Consider the following 20,322-nt stretch of genomic DNA (forward strand, 5'->3'; position numbering starts at 1 on the left):
GGACGTAGGGCTAAAGCATGACCGAAAGTGAGCTCACCACCTGGTTGCAGTCGTGGATCGCGGATGCGACGGGGGCTGACACGGTCGATCCGTCCGTCCCGCTCGATAACCTCGGACTTTCTTCGCGCGATGTCGTCGTGCTCTCCGGCGAGCTCGAGCGCCTGCTGGACATCAAGCTCGACCCGACGGTCGCGTACCAGTACCCGACGGTGGAAGCGCTCGCGCACGGTCTGCTTTCGCCGACGGCAGGCTCCGCGCAGAGCTTATCGACGTTTGGTTCTGCCTCCCCCGCCCGACGCAGCGCAGGTGTGGGCTCTGGCGATATCGCCATTATCGGTCGTGCTGGGCGCTTCCCGGGGGCGGCGAATGTCGATGAATTCTGGGACATGCTCGTTGCTGGCCAGTCCGTCACCGGCCCGCTGCCGGAGGGCCGCTGGAGCGAGTACTCGCAGGATCCGGTGATGTCGGCGAAGATGCGTGAGCAAAATGTCCAGGGCGGCTACCTGGACGATATCCGCAGCTTCGACAATGAATTCTTCGGCTTGTCCCCGCTCGAGGCGGCGAATATGGACCCGCAGCAGCGCATCATGCTGGAGCTGGCATGGGAGGCGCTCGAAGACGCGCACATTCCCGCGAATGAGTTGCGCGGCGAGTCCGTCGGCGTCTTCGTCGGCTCGTCCTCGAATGACTACGGCATGCTCATCACTTCCGACCCGGCATCTGCGCACCCGTACGCGCTGACCGGAACGTCGAGCGCGGTGATTCCGAACCGGATCTCGTACGCCTTCGATTTCCGCGGCCCGTCGATGAATGTGGATACGGCGTGCTCGTCTTCGCTGGTGTCTGTGCACCACGCGGTGCGCGCACTGCGCGGCGGCGAAGCCGATGTGGCGCTGGCAGGCGGCGTGAATATTCTCGCCTCCCCATTCATCTCCACGGCATTCGCCGAGCTCGGCGTGATCAGCCCGTCCAGTAAGATCAGCGCGTTCTCCGACGACGCCGACGGCTTCGTCCGCGCGGAGGCAGCCGGCTTCATCGTGCTCAAGCGCGTCGAGGACGCCATCGCCGACGGCGACGAGGTGCTCGCGGTGATCAAGGGCTCGGCCACCAATTCCGACGGCCACTCCAACGGCCTGACTGCCCCGAACCCGGAAGCGCAGGTGGACGTGCTGCGCCGCGCGTACGCTGACGCCGGCATCGACCCCGCCACGGTGGACTTGGTCGAAGCCCACGGCACGGGCACCGCGCTCGGCGACCCGATCGAGGCGACCGCCCTGGGGCAGGTGCTCGGCGTGAATCGTGCGGATGCGGACCCGCTGCTGCTCGGCTCGGCGAAGTCCAATATCGGTCACTCCGAGTCCGCCGCTGGTGTCGTGGCCATGATCAAGGTGCTCGAAGCTTTCAGTCGCGGCACCGTCCCGCCGACGGCGAATTTCACCGAAGGCAATAAGTTCATCGATTTCGACGCGACGAAGATCGAGGTCGTGGAAGACCCGCGCGAGTGGCCGGAGTACTCCGGTCGACGCGTAGCCGGTGTCTCCGGTTTCGGCTTCGGCGGTACCAACGCGCACGTCGTCGTCAGCGATTTCAAGGCCTCCGACTACGAGGTGCCCGAGCGTGAACCGGCCGCCGGACTCATCGACCCGGCTGATCCGGATTTGGTCTTGCTGCCGGTCTCCGGTCTGCTTCCCTCGCGCCGCCGGGAACTGGCCAGCACCATTGCCGAGTCGCTGACCGACAAGACAGACCTGCGGGCTGTCGCACGCACGCTCGCCGCGCGCAATCACGGCCGCTCCCGCGCGGTCGTCGCTGCATCCACCGCCGACGAGGCGCGCAAGCGTCTGGGCTATGTCGCTGAAGGAAAGGTGACGCAGGGGGTCGCGTCGGCGGATTCGCCGTCGACGTCTGGTCCTGTGTTCGTGTATTCCGGTTTCGGCTCCCAGCACCGCAAGATGGTCAAGCCGCTGGTGGAGCTCTCCCCGGCATTCCGCGCGCGGATGCAGGAGCTGGACAAGGTCGTCGACTTCGAATCCGGTTGGTCCATGCTGGACATCATTCTCGACGACGAGCAGACCTACGACACTGAGACTGGGCAGGTCACCGTCACCGCGATCCAGATCGCGCTGACTGATCTGCTGGCCAGCTACGGCATCACCCCGGCTGCCACGATGGGCATGTCCATGGGTGAGATCGCCGCCGCGTACGCCGCCGGCGGCATCAGCGCCGAGGATGCGATGCTCATCGCCTGCACCCGCGCACGACTGATGGGTGAGGGCGAGAAGACCGTCGAAGGCACCGACCAAGAAGGCGCGATGGCCGTGGTGGAGCTGTCGCGGGAGGAGCTGGAGGCCTTCGTCGATAAGCATCCTGAGGCTGCTGGCGTCGAACCTGCTGTGTACGCGGGCCCGGGCATGACCACGGTGGGCGGCCCCGGAAAGGCCGTGGACTACCTGGTCGCGGCGCTCGAGGAAGAGAGCAAGTTCGCGCGCAAGCTGAATGTGCGCGGCGCGGGCCACACGAGCATGCTCGACCCGATTTTGGGTGAGCTCGCCGGCGATATTGCTGACATTGAGGCGAAACCGCTGCGCATTCCGCACTTCGGTTCCGTCGACGGCACGCACCGTGCGGGTGAGACGATTCACGACGTCGACTACTGGATCTGCATGACCCGCCAGCCGGTGCTCTTCCAGGACGCGACGGAGGCTGCGCTCGCCGCTGGCCACACCACGCTGGTGGAGATCTCCCCGAACCCGGTGGCGATCATGGGCATGATGAATACCGCGTTTTCCGTGGGCAAGCCCGATGCGCAGCTGCTGTTCGTCTTGAAGCGCAAGGAGAACGAGGTGGCTACGCTGCTGGACCTCGCCGCGAAGCTGTACGTTGCCGGCATGCCCGTCGATCTCGCGGCGCTGGCTGGCGATGGTGCGCGCGCAGATGTCCCGCACACGCCGCTGCACCGCAATGACCTGTGGACCTCGGCGCGCCCGAGCTCGTCTGGCTCCGGCCCGCTCGGCCCGAAGGTCACGCTGCCGGACGGCACGATCGTCTACGCGGCACCCGCCGACCAGATCTTCTCCGCGATGCAGGTCGTGGAACTCGCTGCCGCTGAGGTGGATGCTGGTGCCCGCGTCGTCGCCGCTGAGGAGCGTGCGCCGCTGCCTGCCGCCGGCGAGCTGACCACCATGGTCCGCCGCGGCCTCGGTGGGCTGACCATCAGCGTCTACAACGGTGCGATCCTCGTCGCCGAGGGCTTCGCGTCCACGTTGGACCTGGGCCAGACGACGCTTCCCGGCGTGACCGATGCGCCGCAGCCCACGCCGGAGGTGAAGGCCGCCCGTGAGCAGCTGATCCGCGGTGCCACGGACGACGTGGAGGTCGTGCGCTGGGACCCGGCGACCGAGACCGTCGAGGAGCGCCTGCGCTCCATCGTCTCCGAGTCCATGGGCTACGACGTCGACGATCTTCCCGATGAGCTGCCCCTGATCGACCTGGGCCTTGACTCCCTGATGGGCATGCGCATCAAAAACCGCGTGGAAAATGACTTCCAGATCCCGCCGCTGCAGGTCCAAGCGCTGCGCGACGCCTCCGTGGCCGATGTGATCGCGATGGTCGAAGAAGCCGTCGCCGGGCAGTCCGATGCGCCGCAGCCGATGGCGGAGAACGATCCGAACCGCGATCCCGCCCAGGCAGTGGAGCAGGCGAAGGAAGCAGGCGCGCCCGCGGGCACCGGTGTCGGCGTCGCACCGCGTGACGCATCCGAGCGCATGGTCTTCGGCGCCTGGGCTAAGCACGCAGGCAAAGCAGCCGCTGGCGTGACCTCGCAACTGCCGGAGATTGATCGCGAGCAGGCCGAGAAGATCGCCGCGCACCTGACAGAGCGCTCCGGCATCGAGGTCAGCGCCGACGACGTGCTGGCCGCCGAGACCCTCGAGCCGCTGGCCAACACCGTGCGCGAAGGTCTGGAAAGCCCAGTCGAGGGCAATATCCGCGTCATGCGCGAGCGCACTGACGAGGCCACACCGTCCGTGTTCGTCTTCCACCCCGCCGGCGGATCCAGCGTGGTCTACCAGCCGTTGACCCGCCGCTTGCCCGACAACGTGCCGGTCTATGGCATCGAGCGTCTTGAGGGCACCTTGGAAGACCGCGCTGCGGCTTATATCGCGGATATCGAGCGCCTTGCCGCCGGCCAGCCGATCGTGCTCGCCGGGTGGTCCTTCGGCGGCGCGCTGGCCTACGAGGTCGCGCACCAGCTGCAGAGCCGCAAGGGAACCGACGCTGAAATCCCGGTGAAATTCATCGCGCTGCTGGACACCACCCAGCCGGCGAACCCGACACCGGACACTCCTGAGGAAACGAAGAAGCGCTGGGAGCGCTACGCCGCATTCGCGAAGGACACCTACGGCCTCGACTTCGAGGTGCCGTACGAGCTGCTCGAGACCGCGGGCGAGGATGCGATGCTGCAGATGCTCGCCGACTTCCTCGCCACCACCGATGCTTCCGAGCACGGTTTGGCTGCGGGCGTGCTGGAGCACCAGCGCGCATCGTTCGTGGACAACCAGATCCTGGCCAAGGTGGACATGCAGCGCTGGGCTCAGGTGAACGTGCCGGTCCTGCTCTTCCGCGCCGAGCGCATGCACGACGGCGCGATCATGCTCGAGCCCGCCTACGCCGAGATCGACCCGGACGGCGGCTGGGGCGCTATCGTTGAGGACCTGACCATTGTGCAGCTGCCGGGCGACCATCTGGCGGTTGTGGACGAGCCCGCGGTGGGGATCGTGGGCAAGCACATCGCCGAGTGGATCGCTGAGGTGAACTAGAACAATGACGATGACGACCGAAGAGAAACTCGCCGACCTACGCGACCGCCTCGAACGCGCGCAGGATCCTGGTTCCGAACGCGCACGCAAGCGCCGCGACGACGCCGGGCAGACCACGCCGCGGCAGCGCATCAATGCGCTTTTAGACGAAGGGTCGTTCGTCGAAACCGGCGCCCTTGCCCGCACGCCAGGCGATGACGACGCGGTTTATTCCGACGGTGTGGTGACGGGCTACGGGCGTATCGACGGCCGCCCCGTCGCCATCTACGCCCACGACAAGACCGTCTACGGCGGTTCCGTCGGCGTGACCTTCGGCCGCAAGGTCGTCGACGTGATGGAGCTGGCCATCAAGGTCGGCTGCCCCGTCATCGGTATCCAGGATTCCGGCGGCGCCCGCATCCAGGACGCGGTGACCTCGCTGGCGATGTACTCGGAGATCGCCCGCCGCCAGCTGCCCCTGTCGGGACGTTCGCCGCAGATCTCCATCATGCTGGGCAAGTCCGCCGGCGGTGCCGTCTACGCCCCAGTGACCACCGACTTCATCGTCGCGGTCGAGGGCCAGGCCGAAATGTACGTCACCGGTCCCGCCGTCATCCGCGAGGTCACCGGTGAGGATGTCTCCTCTGCGGAGCTCGGCGGTGCGATGCAGCAGGAGCAGAACGGCAACGTCTCCGTCACGGTGCCGAGCGAAGAGGAAGCGTTCGACTTCGTTCGCGACCTGCTTGGCCACCTGCCCACCAGTGCGTTCGACGAGCCGCCGGTGGCGTGGGCGCCCGCCGACGAGGACCTGGACGATTCCGCTCTCGACGAGTTCATGCCGGACGACACCAATGCCGGATACGACATGATGGACCTTTTGGTCCAGCTCGGCGATGACGAGGAAATCCTCGAGATCCAGGAGAATTACGCCCCGAATCTCATCTGCGCCATTGGGCGTATCGACGGCCGCCCCGTCGGCTTCGTCGCCAACAACCCCATGCACTTCGCCGGCTGCATTGACGCCGATGCCGCCGATAAGGGTGCCCGGTTCATCCAGATCTGTGACGCCTACAACCTGCCCCTCATCTTCGTCGTGGACACCCCCGGCTACCTGCCCGGTGTGGACCAGGAGAAGGTCGGCCTGATTCACCGCGGTGCGAAGCTCGCGTTCTCGGTGGTGCAGTCCACCGTGCCGAAGATCTCGCTCATCGTCCGCAAGGCCTACGGCGGTGCGTACGCCGTGATGGGTTCGAAGAACCTCTCCGGCGACCTGAACTTTGCGTGGCCGACCGCGCAAATCGCCGTGATGGGCTCTGCCGCCGCCGCGGTCATGATCCAGGGCAAGCAGCTCGCCGCCATCGAGGACGAGGCGCAGCGCAACGCCATGAAGAAGGTGTTCATGGACTTCTACGAGGAGAATATGACCTCCCCGTACGTGGCGACGGAGCGCGGCTACCTCGATGCCATGATTCAGCCTTCGGAGACCCGCCGTACTCTGCGCCGTGCACTACGCCAGTTGTCCACCAAATACGACGCTGACCTGCCGAAGAAGCACAATATTCACCCGCTGTAATCCTGTCCGTAACGATTGTGTAACGTGCCTGAGGATCGTCACGATAAGTCCTACAGAAAGTTGAACGATCTCCAATAGGTAATGACAGGAGGAAACATGCTCAGCAGCGCACTCGATCTCGGTTCCGAGCTCATTAACTACCTCGTGTGGGCATTCCGCGCGATCTCCAGCGGCCGTCTGCCGTTCTAATAGTGTCCAAGGGTATACAGACACGGTCGCGTGCATGACGTGACCGTGTTTCTGTATATCCTCGGATATGAATTCAAGGATCCGACCTAACACCGTGGTGTCGAGCCGAGGAGGAAACGTGTCCCGCCTGCCTGATCTGCCCGCCGATCTGGACAACCAGATCGAAAAACACCTTGAGTACGAGCTACCTCAGGGCTTCGCCGCCCAGTTGGAAGAGGCCTGGGAAATGTTGCCTGAGCCGCGTCTGGAATGGAACTACTGGCCGCAGAGTATCGCCAAAGGCGCATGCGATTACGCCGTCGAGATCCAGGACTGGGCGCTTGCCGAACGTTGGTTGGCTCGGGGCCGGGACGCGTACGCAGTCGTCTCAACCGGAGACCCGATGGGGGATGCGCCGATGGACCACTGGGAGGCTCGGATCCGAGTCGCACGCGGAGACGCTGACGCCGCCGAGTACTGTCGTGGCTTGTTAGCGAAGCACGGCCCGAATTTCTTTAAAGGGCCGGACGATCAAGCAGTACGCTCGCTGCTCGCCCAAAGCTGAATCCGGCGGCCGCTAGCCTTAACGCTTGATCAGGCGCGCGATCCCGCGCCACCCCAACATCAGCAGCGCCGACATCACGCTGGCCACGACAATGAAGGACCAGTGCGGCAGCTGCTGATTTCTTATGCCCCAGATGATCAAGCCGGTAGCGACGGTGATCAGCCAGACGAGCGCGCCGCCCGCCTTGCCTTCGCCTTTGCGCGTGAGGGTGACGATCACCCAGGCCAGAGCAACGCCCACCAAAAACGGCCACAGGGTGGACAGCCAACCGGTGAAATTCAGCGGCATTTCGTCGGTCTGGTGCGCGATACGTGCCAGCAGTGCGAAGACGGCGATGGCGAGAGTGTCCAGGGCAATAGCGACGGGCGTGGAAATCTTCATAGAGTGAATTCTAGTGAACCGGCGGTTTAGAAGACCGAGTCGTTCCACCAGCGCCGCTCGGGGGTACCGGCGCGGGAGCCGTTCTCGTCAAGCTTGATGCCCACGACTTGGTGCAGCTCGACCACATCGTGCTCGAAACCCCACTCGGAACCGGCCATGTACATGCCCCAGAGTTTGGCGGTGTTCTGGCCGACCAGCTCGACAGCCTTGTCCCAGTTGGCCTTGAGGTTCTCGCACCAGTCGTGGAGCGTGCGCATGTAGTCGAAGCGGATATTTTCCTCGTGGAAGACCTCGAAACCGTGGTTCTGCATGTTCTTGATGATGGTGCCTGACCCGGTGAGCTCCCCGTCGGGAAAGATGTACCGGTCCATGAATTCACCGCTGCGGGTCTTGTGGTTGTCGGGGTAGGTGATGCAGTGGTTGACCATCACGCCGCCGTCGCGAAGCTTTTTGGAGAGGAACTCGAAATAAGACGGGTAATTGTTCACGCCGATGTGCTCGAGCAGGCCGATGGAGGAGATTGCGTCGAAGTTGCTCTCTTCGACATCGCGGTAGTCGAGGAAGCGCACTTCGGCGAGATCAGCGAGGCCCTCCTCCTCGATCTTGGCCTGCGCCCATTCGGCCTGCTCCTTAGACAGGGTGACACCGAGAGACTTCACGCCGCGCCGCGCTGCGTAACGGACCATGGAGCCCCAGCCGCAGCCGATGTCCAAGTGGCGGTCGCCGGGCTTCAGATTCATCTTCTCGAAGACGAGTCGGAATTTATTCTCCTGCGCTTCGTCGAGCGTCGCGCCCGGGTTGGGGTAGTAGGCGCAGGTGTAGGCCATGGATTCGCCGAGGAAGAGCTCGTAGAACTCGTTGCCTACGTCGTAGTGGGAGGAAATGACGTCTGCGTCGCGCTCTTTGGAGTGGCGGGATAGGCCCTGACGTACGCGGCGCTCCAGCCATGACGCCTGCTCCGCCTCTGGGATCGGCTGGATTTGAATGGCGCCCATGGAGCGCAGGGAGCGGGCGATCCGTAGACCGGTGGCCGCGTCCGGGCGGGAGAATTTCTCGTACAGCGTCCGCAGGTGGTCGAAAATGCCGTACGGGTGGGCCAGATGCTCGCCCTCCACGACGAGCCCGTCGGTGACCCACGCACGGGCGAGTCCCAAATCGCCCGGCGCGGTAGCGATGTAGGACAAGCCTTCAGGGCTGGTCACACGCACTGTGTGCTCGGCATCCTTGGGGCCGGTGGTGGACCCGTCGAACGCTTCCCAACGGAACGGGTTGCCGGCGGGAAAGAGCGTGTCCACAATCTCTGCGACGGTCATGGGGGTGAAGTGTGTGCTGCGGCCACCGATGATCATGTTTTATCTCCTACGCGTTATTCACTGTTTTGTCGTATAGGCCCGGGAATCTTCTGTCCGGGTCGTATTTCTGCTTCATCTGCTCCGGCAGTTCCCCGCCGTATAGCTGCCCGAATTGTTCGCGGCTGTAGAACGCCTCGGAGTACAGCGACTTATGCCCGCCGAGCTCCGAGACTTTCTGCTCGATGAGTCTGTTGAAGGCCCCCGGCTCCTGCGCCGCAGAGACATGGTCGGCTGGCACACCAGACCAGAAGCCGACGTTGATCCAGGTAGTGCCCGGATCCAGCGGGTAGAGCGGCCACGGCGCGGATTCGGGCAGCCCCACGCCCGAGAGCTCTTCCACACCGGGGCGCAGGCGGATTGGGCAGAGCCACACGGGTTCGATATCGCTGGCGGCAAAGAACCACTCCAGGAATGCCGCAAGGTGCGTATCGGTTACCTCGATGTCCTGCACGACACGCTCGGTGCGCGGCAGGTTCTTCGGCTTTTTCAGGAAGCGGTATTCGAGGTCGTATTTCTTGTCCAAGCCCACGAGCTTCCAATAGAAGGAACTGCGGCGCAGCTGCCGCGGCCATATCTTGCGCACCTGGGGGTTCTGCGCGCCGAATGCGCGGGAGCACCAAAACCAATCGGTGTCCCAGCGCCAGATGTAGTCGCGGATAGTCAGGTAGTCGTGCTTCGTGCCTGCCGGGTGTTGGATCGAGCGGTAGAAGATTGCGTCGTGCGTGTAGTCGGAGGTTCCGGGCGCATTGTCCGCCTGGAAGGCGAGCACGAGGTATTGCTCGTCCGTGGAGAAAGCGACAGCGTCGAGGCCGTGAATCTCTCGGCCTTCCCACGTGCCGTTGGCAGCCGCGGCGGCCAACGCGTCTTGGAATTGCGTCAAGTCGTTGTAGCGCACGTGCGCGAGCTCAACGAACGGAGCGACGTCCTCCAGCTCGATTTTCAGCCTGACCACATAGCCGAGGGAACCGTAGGAATTAGGGAATGCGCGGAAGAGCTCCACATTTTCTTCGCGGGAGCAGGTGATGATCTCGCCGGTGCCCACCAACACATCCATCTCCAAAACGGATTCGTGGGGCAGGCCGTTGCGGAAACTCGTGGATTCCACGCCCATGCCGGACACCGCGCCGCCGAGGGTGATTGTTTTCAACTGCGGCACCACTAGTGGCGCCAGGCCGTAGGGCAGAGTCGCGTCGACGAGGTCCTCGTAGGTGCACATCCCCTGCACATCCGCAGTCTTTGCCACCGGGTCCACCTCGATGACACTGCCGAGGCCGCTCACGTCGAGGCCCGCCTCGGCGGCTTCGCGGGAACGGAACAAGTTCGACGTCTTCTTCGCCAACCTCACGCGTTGCCCGTCCGGAACAGCGTCGAAGGAGCGTACAAGCGTGTCGACACCCTGTTCATGGCCATGCCATGCCACCGGAGTGACCCGTTGCCAGTCAACACTGCGACCCCAAGCGTTCATATAAGGCCACTATAGACCTCTTCAATCAGTTCGGCAGGTGTCCAACCTCCAGATGCCCAAGCATGAACCCTTTTCCGGCGTAGGCGAACAGGTAGATGATCCAACCGATGGCGGTGATGAGGGCGAACGAGATGATGCGGTAGATGAGGGTGGCGGCGGTGGCGTCGACAAGCGTCAAGCCCGAAGCGACCAAAGCCGCAGTGGCGACGGGCTCGACGGTGCCGATGCCGCCGGGGGTGACCTGGGCGGCGCCGGCGAGCTTGGTCATGATGAAGGCGAGGGCTACACCATGGACCGTCGTCTCGTTCAAACCGGCGTCGAGGCCGGGCAGGGCGCCGGTGACGGCGGTGACGGAGAAGTAGAAGGTGGTGACGTCGATCAGCCGGTTCAACAGCGAGAACACGGCGGCCGCGACAAATGCGCCCGGCGACATGCGGATGGCGGCGAGCTGGTCGACGACATCGACGACCTTCACGCGCACGCGCCGCGGCAGATAGCGCACCCAACGACGAAGCACATCCGGGTTGTAGATCGCCCAGAACACACCCGCGATCGCGGCGACGGCAACGGCGAGGGAACCGGCGAGCGCCCACACGGACAGGCGCGCGCCGAAAAAGATCACCGCGGCGATGCCGATGACCACCAGCCATACCGTCGACAGCGCGCCCGAAATCACGAAGAACCAGCCGCACAGGCCCACCGACGCGCCCCAGGAGCGATGCACCCGGTATGTCAGCCATGCGGAGATCGCTGGGCCGCCCGGAATGGTCGTGGACCAGGCATTGCTGGCAAGAGTGATGGCGGTCGTGTTGCCCATGTTCACGCGCACGCCCTCGGCGGTCAGCAGGATGCGCATGACTGCAGCCATCGCCAAGATGGACAGCACCGCGCACACCACCGCCGCCGCGACAGGTGCAGGCGAGGAGTGGCGCAGCGCCTGAAACGCCTCACCGAGAAACGGCAGCTGGTCGCGGAAGACCACGCCGATAATGACCAGCACCACCACTGGTGCCAGCCAACGGATCCACGTGCGGGCATCGGTCATGTCCGCGGCACCTAACTGTTGAGCCGACGCATCAGCTCATCGAACGGGATGAGCTGCGTGTCCTGGTCCACGCTCACACCCGAGCGGGCGTGCTGGTTGGCCGGGACGGTTTCCGCGACGGGGATCTCGCCGGTGCGGGGGTGGAGAGGGGAGTCGTCGATAAGCTCCTGCTTTGTGGCATCGCCGCCCTCGCCGAACGATTCCGCGGTGCGCTTGATCCAGCGCGGCGCCCACCAGTTGTCCTCGCGCAGCTCGTGCATGACCGCGGGGACGAGGAGCAGGCGGATCAGCGTCGCGTCGAGCGCGAGCGAAATGATGAGGCCGTAGGAGATGTACTTCATCATCACGATCTCACTCAGCGCGAATGCCGCGGCGACGACGATCATGATCAGCGCGGCGGCCGTGATGATCGAGCCCGTGTGCGCCGTGCCGTACTTGATCGCCTGGTCCGTGTCTGCGCCCTTGTTGCGCGCTTCCACCATGCGGGAGACCAAGAAGACCTCGTAATCCGTGGACAGGCCGTACAAAATCGCGATGATCAGCACGAGTACCGGACTCATGAGCGGGCCCGGGGTGAAGCCGAGCACGCCCGCGCCCAGCCCGTCGACGAAGACGAGCGTGAGGAAGCCGAGGGTGGCACCGATGCCGAGAATATTCATGATCACGGCCTTCACCGGCAGGATCATCGAGCCGAACAGCACCGCCATCAGCAAGAATGTGGCCAGCACCATGTACACAGCCATCCACGGGAGGCGCTCCAGCAACGCTTCGATGGACTCGACCTCCATCGCCGGGGTGCCGCCGACATGGAGTTTCACACCGTCCGGCGCTTCAATCGCGCGCAATTGCTTGACGACGTCTGCCCCACCGTTCCGGTCCGCCAGCGTTCCCGCCAGGACGAATGTTCCATCCGGTGTGGACTTGGTCTTCTCCATCGGGGAGGCCAGGCCGGTGATGCCGCGGGTCTGCCAGACGATGTCGACGAACTGGTCGTTGTCGGCTCCTTCCACCACGAGCTTGACCGGGTCGGTGCGGTAGGCGGGGAATGTCTCGTTGAACTCGTCCTGCGCCTGGCGGACCTGGTTGGCCGGCGGGAGGTAGGACTCGTTGATGCCGCCGAAGGTGATGCCCACGATGGGCAGCGTGAGCAGCAACAGCGCGCCGGCGACACCGACGATGACCGGCTTGGAATGGCGCATCGCCCACGATGGGATCTTGTACCAGACGGTGTCCTCGATGCGGCGTGCCTTCCGGCTGGTGCGGCGCACCGAGAACTTGTCGATATTGCGCCCCAGCATGCTGAACAGCGCCGGCAGCACCGCCACCGAAATGATCGCGGCGAGGACCACCGCGCTGATCGCGCCGTACGCCACCGATTTGAGGAACGCCTGCGGGAACATCAGCAGACCCGACAGCGCCACGCCGATCATGAGCGCGGAGAAGAACACCGTCTTGCCGGCCGTCGTGGTGGTTTCTGCCACTGCGTCCCGGATCTCCTCCGGCGAATCCCCGCGCTGGTCCAGCTCTTCGCGGAAACGGGAGACCATGAACAGGCCGTAGTCGATGGCCAGGCCCAGACCCAGCAGCGTGATCACGGATTGGGAGAACACGTTGACCTGCTGCACCTGTGCCAAAAGCGACAGGACGGACAGCGAGCCGAGGATCGACAGGACGCCCACCACCAGCGGCATCGCAGCGGCGACGACGCTGCCGAAGACGAACAGCAGGATGACAGCCACGAAAATCAGGCCGATCTTCTCCGCACGTGCGATGTCATCGGCCATGCCAGAATCCAGCGCGCCTGCGATCGCAGTGGCACCGGCGACCTGGACTTCCGCGCCTGCGGGGAGCTCGATGTCATAAAGAGCGTCCTCGATGGCGCGGTAGTCCTTCAGCGTCTGCTCGCCGTCGCCTTTGAGGCCGATCGCGGCGAAGGCCTTCGTCCCGTCAGCCGAGCGGAGCTGCGGATTCGGCTTTTCGAAGTAGCTGGTGATGTGGTCGATCTGCTCCGGGTACTGCTCCTTGAGAGCACTGATCTGACGGTTCGCCTCGGCCATCACGGTCTGGTCGTTGATATTGCCACTGACCAGCAGGATCACGTCGCCGTTATTGTCGCGTCCGAAGACCTCTTCTTCCACCTTGGCAGCAGTGGTGGAAGCGGCGCCCGGGTCCTCCCAGCCTTCCTGGGAGAGCCGGTCACCCAATTTGGAGCCCCACAACACCTGCATCAGCAGAATGATCGCGATGACCACCACCGGAATGATCCGGCGGTGGCGGTAAGCAAACTGGCCCCACTTATAGAACACGGGCCCTCCTTGTCTTCTCGGCTGTCGGGCTAGCTCTTATTCAGCAGCGCAGACAGCGGGCGGAAGGGCTGCAGCCACGCGCCCTTCTCCGGCAGCTTGTCCAGGTTGACGCGCGGCAGCGGCTCGCGGAACACCCCGGGAATGTCCTCCAAGTCTACGAATGAAATGGTCTGCGAGGTCACTGCCCAGCTGGTGTGTTCGTGGAATCCGAGAACGGTGACGGGCAGACCGTCGTCGGCAAGCTCGCAGAGGAGCTCCTGGAAATTCTGCCCGTCCGCGGACGCGACGACGATGCCGCACAAAACGCCTTCCGCTTGACGACGGCGGATGTGCTCCACCATATCCTCGTCCACATCCGAGTCCTCGTCCGTCTTCGGCTTAGCGAAGACCGCGAAACCCACATTCCGCAGTGCCTCCACCCACGGGCGGACCGCATCGGCGCTGCCTGGCGTGACATTGGTGAACACGGTCGCCTCCGGCTCGACCTTGTTGCCGGTCTCGGAGCTGAGCTCGACGGCGCGCATGGCCAGCCAACGGCCGATCGCGTCGAAACGCGGGCGGTACGCCGCAGTCGGGCGCCCACCGAGGATCGCGCCGAGTCCCATGTCTAAATTCGGTGCGTCCCACACGAGCAGCAGATTGTCGGGCCCAGCCTCAGCCCCGGCGGTGTAGGGGTGCGTGGCAACGTGCAGATCGGTCATTTTTTCACCCACAGGTACTCGCGGATCACGTGTTCTTTATCCAGGCCCTTGCCCTCGAATTTCGTGATCACTTGTCGGTCGGTCAGAATCGGTGCCTCGTCCCACGGCCAGCCCTTGTACTCCAGCAGCGGTTCCACCTCGACCAGCTCATCGATCCACTCTGCATAATCAGCGTGGTCGGTGGCCACGTGCAGCACACCGCCCTGCTTGAGGCGGGTGGCGATGAGGTTGAGCGTGCCCGACTGGATGATGCGTCGCTTGTGGTGCCGCGCCTTCGGCCACGGGTCCGGGAAGAAGATGCGCACGGCGTCGAGCGATTCCGGCGCGATCATGCGGGCTAGGACTTCAACGCCATCACCGCGCACCATGCGCACGTTCTCGATACCGCCGCGCACGACCGACCCCAGCAGCTTGGCCAGACCCGGTTTGTACAGCTCCACGGCGATGATATTGGTGTCAGCCTCCAGCGGCGCCATCGCCGCCGTCGACGTTCCCGTGCCCGAGCCGATCTCCACGATCGTCGGGTGGCCGGTGCGACCGAACCACTCGTCGTAGTCAATCCACTGTTCGTCGTCTGAGTGTGCGAGGACAGTGCCGAGGCGGGGCCAATTTTCGTCGAAAAGCGCCTGCTGATTGTCCGTCAACGTGCCGCGGCGGAACGTGACCGACCCCAGGCGCGGGTAATCCAAGCCTGTGTCGAATTCGGTTTGCGGCGGGCGGCCGGCCGGAAGCTCGCCGAGAGCGTCCCTGCCCTCTCCGCTTTCTCTGCTTTCGTGGCTGCGATCGTTTTCTTTCACGATCATATTGTCCACCAGCTCACTTCGTTACGCGTGATGCCCCCCGCATAGGGGAAGAAAAAGGACTTCCGGATTCCTGCGCGGGGGCCTGTTCACACAATCCCCGCCAGTGCTCGGGCATGCGCGAGTAAGGGCAGCTTAATCCCGGGAACGTGCATGAATAGTGGGGGACTACCCACACTCTTTTGGGGGTAGCTCTTTTGTAGTTTCAGTGCGCTTAAATGGGCGGTTAACAAGTTAGGGCGAGAAACGGGGGTACTCCGATACGCTGAATAAAGGAACCGCCGAAGAATAGAGGAGTAGGAATGACCGCTGCAGTGAAGGGGCTTTCGGGCCAAGCGCCCACCGAGAATGAGCAGTTGATCGAGTGGATCAACGAAGCAGTCGAACTGTTTCAGCCAGATCAGGTGGTTTTCGCTGACGGTTCCCAGGAGGAATGGGACCGTCTCGCTGCCGAGCTCGTGGAAAAGGGCACGCTGATCAAGCTCAACGAGGAAAAGCGTCCGAACAGCTTCCTCGCCCGCTCCCACCCGTCCGACGTGGCGCGTGTGGAGTCCCGCACCTTCATCGCATCGGAGACCGCCGACGGCGCCGGCCCCACCAATAACTGGGTCGCTCCGGACGAGCTCAAGGCCGAGATGACCGAGCACTTCCGCGGTGCGATGAAGGGCCGCACCATGTACGTTGTGCCGTTCTGCATGGGCCCGATCTCCGACCCGGACCCGAAGCTGGGCGTGCAGCTCACTGACTCCGCTTACGTGGTCATGTCCATGCGCATCATGACCCGCATGGGTCAGGAAGCTCTGGACAAGATCGGCAAGGACGGCGACTTCGTGCACTGCCTCCACTCCGTCGGTGCTCCGCTCGAGGAGGGCCAGGAGGATGTGGCATGGCCGTGCAATGACACCAAGTACATCTCCCAGTTCCCGGAGACCAAGGAGATCTGGTCCTACGGTTCCGGCTACGGCGGCAACGCCATCCTGGCGAAGAAGTGCTACGCCCTGCGCATCGCTTCCGTCATGGCGAAGGAAGAGGGCTGGATGGCTGAGCACATGCTCATCCTCAAGCTCATCGACCCAGAGGGTAAGGCCTACCACGTCACCGGCGCCTTCCCGTCTGCCTGCGGCAAGACCAACCTGGCCATGATCACCCCGACCATCCCGGGGTGGAAGGCCGAGGTCGTCGGCGACGACATCGCATGGCTCAAGCTTGCCGACGATGGCCTCTACGCCGTCAACCCCGAAAACGGCTTCTTCGGCGTTGCCCCGGGCACCAACTACGCCTCCAACCCGAACGCGATGCGTTCGATGGAGCCGGGCAACACCCTGTTCACCAATGTCGCTCTCACCGATGACGGCGATGTCTGGTGGGAGGGCATGGACGGCGAGACACCGGAGCACCTCATCGACTGGCAGGGCAACGACTGGACGCCGGAGTCCACCACCCCGGCCGCTCACCCGAACTCCCGTTACTGCGTGCCGATCACCCAGTGCCCGTCCGCGGCCGACGAATTCGACGACTGGCGCGGCGTGAAGGTCGACGCGATCCTCTTCGGTGGCCGTCGCCCGAGCACCATCCCGCTGGTCACCCAGGCCCGCGACTGGAACCACGGCACCATGATCGGCTCCCTCCTCTCCTCCGGTCAGACCGCAGCGTCGCTGGAGGCCAAGGTCGGCTCCCTGCGCCACGACCCGATGGCGATGCTGCCATTCATCGGCTACAACGTCGGCGATTACTTCCAGAACTGGATCGACCGCGGCAACGAGGGCGGCGACCGCATGCCGTCGATCTTCCTGGTCAACTGGTTCCGCCGCGGCGACGACGGCCGCTTCCTGTGGCCGGGCTTCGGCGAGAACTCCCGCGTGCTGAAGTGGATCGTCGACCGCATCGAGGGCCGCGTCGAGGCTGATGAGACCGTCGCCGGCCACGTCGCCCGCGCCGAGGACCTCGACCTGTCCGGTCTGGACACCCCGGTCGAGGACGTCCGCGAAGCACTCGCCGTCAACCCGGAGGAATTCGCCGCGGACTTCGAGGAAGGCAAGGAGTACCTGGGCACCCTCGGCGACCGCGTTCCGAAGGAGATCTTCGACGAGCTGGAGAAGTCCCGCTCGATGATCTAAGCCTTAAGGACCAGCACCAGGTTCGACACCGCGAACTCCCGCAGCACCGGCACCGAGGTGAGCCACCAGGCCCAGCTCGGGTGGTAGCGGGGGAACGCGGTGATTTTTTCTGCCCCGCTCATCGCAGCCCAGTCCAGCCCCCATTTCGCGGAGACCGCAAAGAGCGATTTTCCCCACACATTCTTCGGCGGCCGCCCGTGGACGCGCTCGTAGCGCCGCCGCGCGAAATCACCGCCCACATAGTGCGGCCACAGCCCGGTCTCGTGCCCACCGAACGGCCCGAGCCACACGGTGTAGCTCACCACGACCAGCCCGCCGGGCTTTGTCACCCGCACCATCTCGTCGCACATCGCCGCAGGATCCGGCACATGCTCGACCACATTCGACGAGTACGTCACGTCGAATACGTCGTCCGCGAATGGCAGCGCCGCACCGTCGCCGCGCACCGCGCCGTAGCCGCTCAAACCAGCCGCCGACATTTCGCTTATCGACGGCTCCAGCCCCACATACCAGCTATCCCCAAAAGCCTCCGCGAAGTAGCCTGGCCCGCCGCCGACGTCCAAGATCCGCTTGTCGGTGATGCTGGTGCGGGTGATATCGCGGCTTAGAGCGTCGATAAGCGCATGCGTGTCTTTCGCGAGCTCGCGGTAGAAGATGTCCGGGCGTGTCTGCTCGAGGCGAAACGACCGCAACAGACCTACCGCGCGCTTCAACGTGGCTAAGCTGCGCGTGCGTTCCAGCCGGATGTCCATTCCAGTGACACTAACACCTGCCCGCGTAAGATCAGCCGGGATGAAGATCCTCTTGCTGTGCTGGCGCGACACCACCCACCCCCAAGGCGGTGGCAGCGAACGCTACCTAGAGCGCGTCGGCGCGTACTTGGCCAGTCAGGGGCACGAGGTGATCTACCGCAGCGCAAGCCACACGGACGCGCCACACCGCTCGCTTCGCGACGGCATCCGTTTCCAACGCTTCGGTGGCAAATACACGGTCTATCTGCGAGCTCCTTTCGCGGTGTGGGGGAGTGGGGCGGACGTGGTCGTCGATACGCAAAACGGCATTCCGTTCTTCGCGCGGCTGTTCACGCGCAAACCCGTCGTGCTGCTCACCCACCATTGCCACAAGGAGCAATGGCCCGTCGCTGGTCCCGTGATCGGGCGATTGGGCTGGTTCCTCGAGTCGAAACTGGCGCCCTGGGTGTACCGCGGTGCGCAATACGTGACTGTGTCGGAAGCGTCGCGTGCGGACTTAGTCGCGCTCGGCGTGAACCGCGACGACATCGCCATCATTGAAAACGGCGTCGACCCCGTTCCCGCCGACCTTCCTGCTTTGCAGCCCGACGGCAAAACGCACCTCGTCGTGCTGTCGCGCCTCGTGCCGCACAAGCGCATCGAGCAGGCCATCGACACTGTCCGCGACCTGCCCAGCGTCGTACTCGACATCGTCGGTTCCGGTTGGTGGGAGGACCAGCTCCGCACGTACGCCGCGGACCTCGGCGACCGCGTGATCTTCCACGGCCACGTCGGCGACGACCTCAAGCACGCCCTGCTCGCCCGATCCGACCTGCACCTCATGCCGTCCGCGAAGGAAGGGTGGGGCATCGCCGTCATCGAGGCGGGCCAGCACGGCGTGCCCACCGTGGGCTACCGCGAGGCTGGCGGCCTGCGCGATTCCATCGTCGACGGCGAGACCGGCATCCTCGTCGATGACGAAGCCGAATTCCGCGCCGCCGTCCGCACCCTCGTCGCGGACACTGCCCGCCGCGCATCGCTTGGCGACGCCGCCCGTTCCCGCGCCGCCCACTACTCCTGGCCGGAAACCGGCCGGAAATTCGCCTCCCTGCTTCGCCGAGTCGTCGGCCAGCCAGGATGTTAACCCCAAAACTTAGTTTCCCCAGGTCGGCAAAAATGACTCTCAAACCGCGACCTGGGGTAACTAAGTTTTAGGGTTCACATCTGCGGTGATCGGCGGTGATCGGCGACGCAAGCACGGCGCGAACGCGACAAGCGGCAACAGAAACCACAACACCAGCAGCGCGATGCCGGTGCGGGGCAGACCGCGGGCGGGGTAGCCGGTGTCCTCGACCGTGCCGTCGGGGTGCACGACGAGCGCGACCTGCGGGTCCGAATAATAAAGCTGCACCGAAAAGTCCGTGTCGGAGGGGAGCTCCGGGCGGGGCGTCGTGCCGAAGATATCGGTCGCGGCACGCCAGCGCGGGGACGGTTCGTCCACGCGGACACCGTCGACGATGAGTTCGCCGGATTCGACGACATTCATCGCCTTGGTGGCGGGGTCGACGATGGGGGCGCCGTCGGAGGGGCGGGTGAGCAGGTGGGGGCGGGAGTCGAAAAACACGTCGCGACCGCGGTGGTCGACATCAGGGACGTCGATGTGCACGGGTGCGAGAGCGGCGACGGCGCGCGGGGCGTCGGGGACCTGGACCACGGCGAGCAGCAGAGCAACGGCGGGCAAGCGCAGATCCACGCGGTCGAGGCGCGCGGCGGCGACGACGAAGGCGGGGAGGACGAGGGCGACGAATTTCTGGGCGTCGCGAAGCAGGCCGGCGCCGGGGATGGTCGCCACGAGCCACGTCATCGCGCCGGGCAGCAGCCACGAGATGAGCGGAACAGCGAAACCGCAGGCTGCGAGAGCTAGCAGACGGCGCGGCACGTGCCGCCACGCGAGGCACAGCACCACGAACAACACGATGCCAGCCACAGCGAATCCGGCGGAGCGGGATGCAGGCACGGCGTCGGCGTTCCAGATGCCGCCCATGCCGACCAGTGCACCGAGGGTGCCGGTGAAGGTCTCCGCGCGCGGGGCGAAAGCGGCAGCGGAGGCGGCGGACGCGGTCCCCGAACCAGCGCCGCCAAGCAGCGCGGGCACCACCCACGGCAGGCATGCGGAAAGGGAGAAGAGGATGGGGGTGCGACGGGTCGTCGATAAGCTTGTGCACAGGGCGAACAACCCGCCCGTCGGCGTGAGGGAGGCGCCGCAGATGGCGAGCAGCTGTGCGGGGCCGCGGCAGAGCGCGACGGCGGGCAGCAGCCACG

Annotated in this window: 14 protein-coding genes; 5 read left to right on the forward strand and 9 right to left on the reverse strand. The window is 64.7% G+C overall.

Annotated elements, in window-relative coordinates; genetic code table 11:
* Positions 1–17 precede the first annotated feature (17 nt).
* From pks13 to J5Y21_RS08750, 3 genes are all read left to right on the forward strand, one after another.
* On the forward strand, positions 18–4,817 hold the full coding sequence (pks13, locus tag J5Y21_RS08740) for a polyketide synthase Pks13 (RefSeq protein WP_210574539.1): 4,800 nt from the start codon (positions 18–20) through the stop codon (positions 4,815–4,817).
* Positions 4,818–4,827: 10 nt separating this feature from the next.
* Positions 4,828–6,369 carry an acyl-CoA carboxylase subunit beta gene (locus J5Y21_RS08745; RefSeq protein ID WP_210574591.1) on the forward strand — a complete coding sequence of 514 codons (1,542 nt, stop codon included), beginning with the start codon at positions 4,828–4,830 and terminating at the stop codon, positions 6,367–6,369.
* 283 nt (positions 6,370–6,652) lie between these two features.
* A complete protein-coding gene (locus J5Y21_RS08750) occupies positions 6,653–7,102 on the forward strand; it encodes a hypothetical protein (RefSeq protein ID WP_210574541.1) in 450 nt (149 codons plus the stop codon).
* Positions 7,103–7,120: 18 nt separating this feature from the next.
* Here the strand turns inward: J5Y21_RS08750 and J5Y21_RS08755 are convergent, their stop codons facing one another.
* Genes J5Y21_RS08755 through trmB form a run of 7 tightly spaced genes read right to left on the reverse strand, consistent with a single transcriptional unit; the run spans position 7,121 to position 15,149 of the window.
* On the reverse strand, positions 7,121–7,483 hold the full coding sequence (locus J5Y21_RS08755) for a DUF3054 domain-containing protein (RefSeq protein ID WP_210574543.1): 363 nt from the start codon (positions 7,481–7,483) through the stop codon (positions 7,121–7,123).
* 26 nt (positions 7,484–7,509) lie between these two features.
* Positions 7,510–8,832, reverse strand: coding sequence for a cyclopropane-fatty-acyl-phospholipid synthase family protein (locus tag J5Y21_RS08760; protein WP_246875099.1), 1,323 nt, complete (start codon positions 8,830–8,832; stop codon positions 7,510–7,512).
* 10 nt (positions 8,833–8,842) lie between these two features.
* Positions 8,843–10,300 (reverse strand): FAD-binding oxidoreductase, encoded by a 1,458-nt coding sequence (locus tag J5Y21_RS08765; RefSeq protein ID WP_210574545.1) that lies wholly within the window; start codon positions 10,298–10,300, stop codon positions 8,843–8,845.
* Positions 10,301–10,325: 25 nt separating this feature from the next.
* The gene (locus J5Y21_RS08770; protein WP_210574552.1) at positions 10,326–11,345 is read right to left on the reverse strand and encodes a YbhN family protein; all 1,020 of its coding nucleotides are present in this window, start codon (positions 11,343–11,345) and stop codon (positions 10,326–10,328) included.
* Positions 11,346–11,356: 11 nt separating this feature from the next.
* Positions 11,357–13,651 carry an MMPL family transporter gene (locus J5Y21_RS08775; RefSeq protein ID WP_210574554.1) on the reverse strand — a complete coding sequence of 765 codons (2,295 nt, stop codon included), beginning with the start codon at positions 13,649–13,651 and terminating at the stop codon, positions 11,357–11,359.
* 29 nt (positions 13,652–13,680) lie between these two features.
* Positions 13,681–14,352 (reverse strand): NYN domain-containing protein, encoded by a 672-nt coding sequence (locus tag J5Y21_RS08780; protein ID WP_210574556.1) that lies wholly within the window; start codon positions 14,350–14,352, stop codon positions 13,681–13,683.
* Positions 14,349–15,149: a tRNA (guanosine(46)-N7)-methyltransferase TrmB gene (trmB, locus tag J5Y21_RS08785; protein WP_349236978.1), complete on the reverse strand. Its 801-nt coding sequence runs from the start codon at positions 15,147–15,149 to the stop codon at positions 14,349–14,351. Before trmB ends, J5Y21_RS08780 begins: the two co-directional genes overlap by 4 nt.
* A gap of 305 nt (positions 15,150–15,454) precedes the next feature.
* Between trmB and J5Y21_RS08790 the strand changes: the two genes are divergently transcribed.
* A complete protein-coding gene (locus J5Y21_RS08790) occupies positions 15,455–17,269 on the forward strand; it encodes a phosphoenolpyruvate carboxykinase (GTP) (RefSeq protein WP_210574560.1) in 1,815 nt (604 codons plus the stop codon).
* Here the strand turns inward: J5Y21_RS08790 and J5Y21_RS08795 are convergent.
* On the reverse strand, positions 17,266–18,021 hold the full coding sequence (locus J5Y21_RS08795) for a methyltransferase domain-containing protein (RefSeq protein WP_210574562.1): 756 nt from the start codon (positions 18,019–18,021) through the stop codon (positions 17,266–17,268). The two genes, J5Y21_RS08790 and J5Y21_RS08795, sit on opposite strands and share 4 nt — an antisense overlap.
* A 40-nt stretch (positions 18,022–18,061) precedes the next feature.
* Here J5Y21_RS08795 and J5Y21_RS08800 point away from each other — a divergent pair, with 40 nt between their 5' ends.
* Positions 18,062–19,144, forward strand: coding sequence for a glycosyltransferase family 4 protein (locus J5Y21_RS08800; protein ID WP_210574563.1), 1,083 nt, complete (start codon positions 18,062–18,064; stop codon positions 19,142–19,144).
* Positions 19,145–19,204: 60 nt separating this feature from the next.
* On the opposite strand, the gene J5Y21_RS08805 is transcribed toward J5Y21_RS08800, so the two are convergent.
* Positions 19,205–20,322, reverse strand: a 1,118-nt coding sequence (locus tag J5Y21_RS08805) for a hypothetical protein (RefSeq protein ID WP_210574571.1), incomplete at its 5' end; no start/stop codon positions are given.

The organism is Corynebacterium sp. Marseille-P3884, assembly GCF_017942225.1.
GTDB lineage: Bacteria > Actinomycetota > Actinomycetes > Mycobacteriales > Mycobacteriaceae > Corynebacterium.

Bases quoted from the DNA above. Each gene is read 5' to 3' on its own strand.
- J5Y21_RS08800 (WP_210574563.1), top strand. From the start codon at position 18,062: ATGAAGATCCTCTTGCTGTGCTGGCGCGACACCACCCACCCCCAAGGC.
- J5Y21_RS08790 (WP_210574560.1), top strand. From the start codon at position 15,455: ATGACCGCTGCAGTGAAGGGGCTTTCGGGCCAAGCGCCCACCGAGAAT.
- pks13 (WP_210574539.1), top strand. From the start codon at position 18: ATGACCGAAAGTGAGCTCACCACCTGGTTGCAGTCGTGGATCGCGGAT.
- J5Y21_RS08755 (WP_210574543.1), bottom strand. From the start codon at position 7,483: ATGAAGATTTCCACGCCCGTCGCTATTGCCCTGGACACTCTCGCCATC.
- J5Y21_RS08765 (WP_210574545.1), bottom strand. From the start codon at position 10,300: ATGAACGCTTGGGGTCGCAGTGTTGACTGGCAACGGGTCACTCCGGTG.
- J5Y21_RS08795 (WP_210574562.1), bottom strand. From the start codon at position 18,021: ATGGACATCCGGCTGGAACGCACGCGCAGCTTAGCCACGTTGAAGCGC.
- J5Y21_RS08780 (WP_210574556.1), bottom strand. From the start codon at position 14,352: ATGACCGATCTGCACGTTGCCACGCACCCCTACACCGCCGGGGCTGAG.
- J5Y21_RS08760 (WP_246875099.1), bottom strand. From the start codon at position 8,832: ATGATCATCGGTGGCCGCAGCACACACTTCACCCCCATGACCGTCGCA.
- J5Y21_RS08745 (WP_210574591.1), top strand. From the start codon at position 4,828: ATGACGACCGAAGAGAAACTCGCCGACCTACGCGACCGCCTCGAACGC.
- J5Y21_RS08770 (WP_210574552.1), bottom strand. From the start codon at position 11,345: ATGACCGATGCCCGCACGTGGATCCGTTGGCTGGCACCAGTGGTGGTG.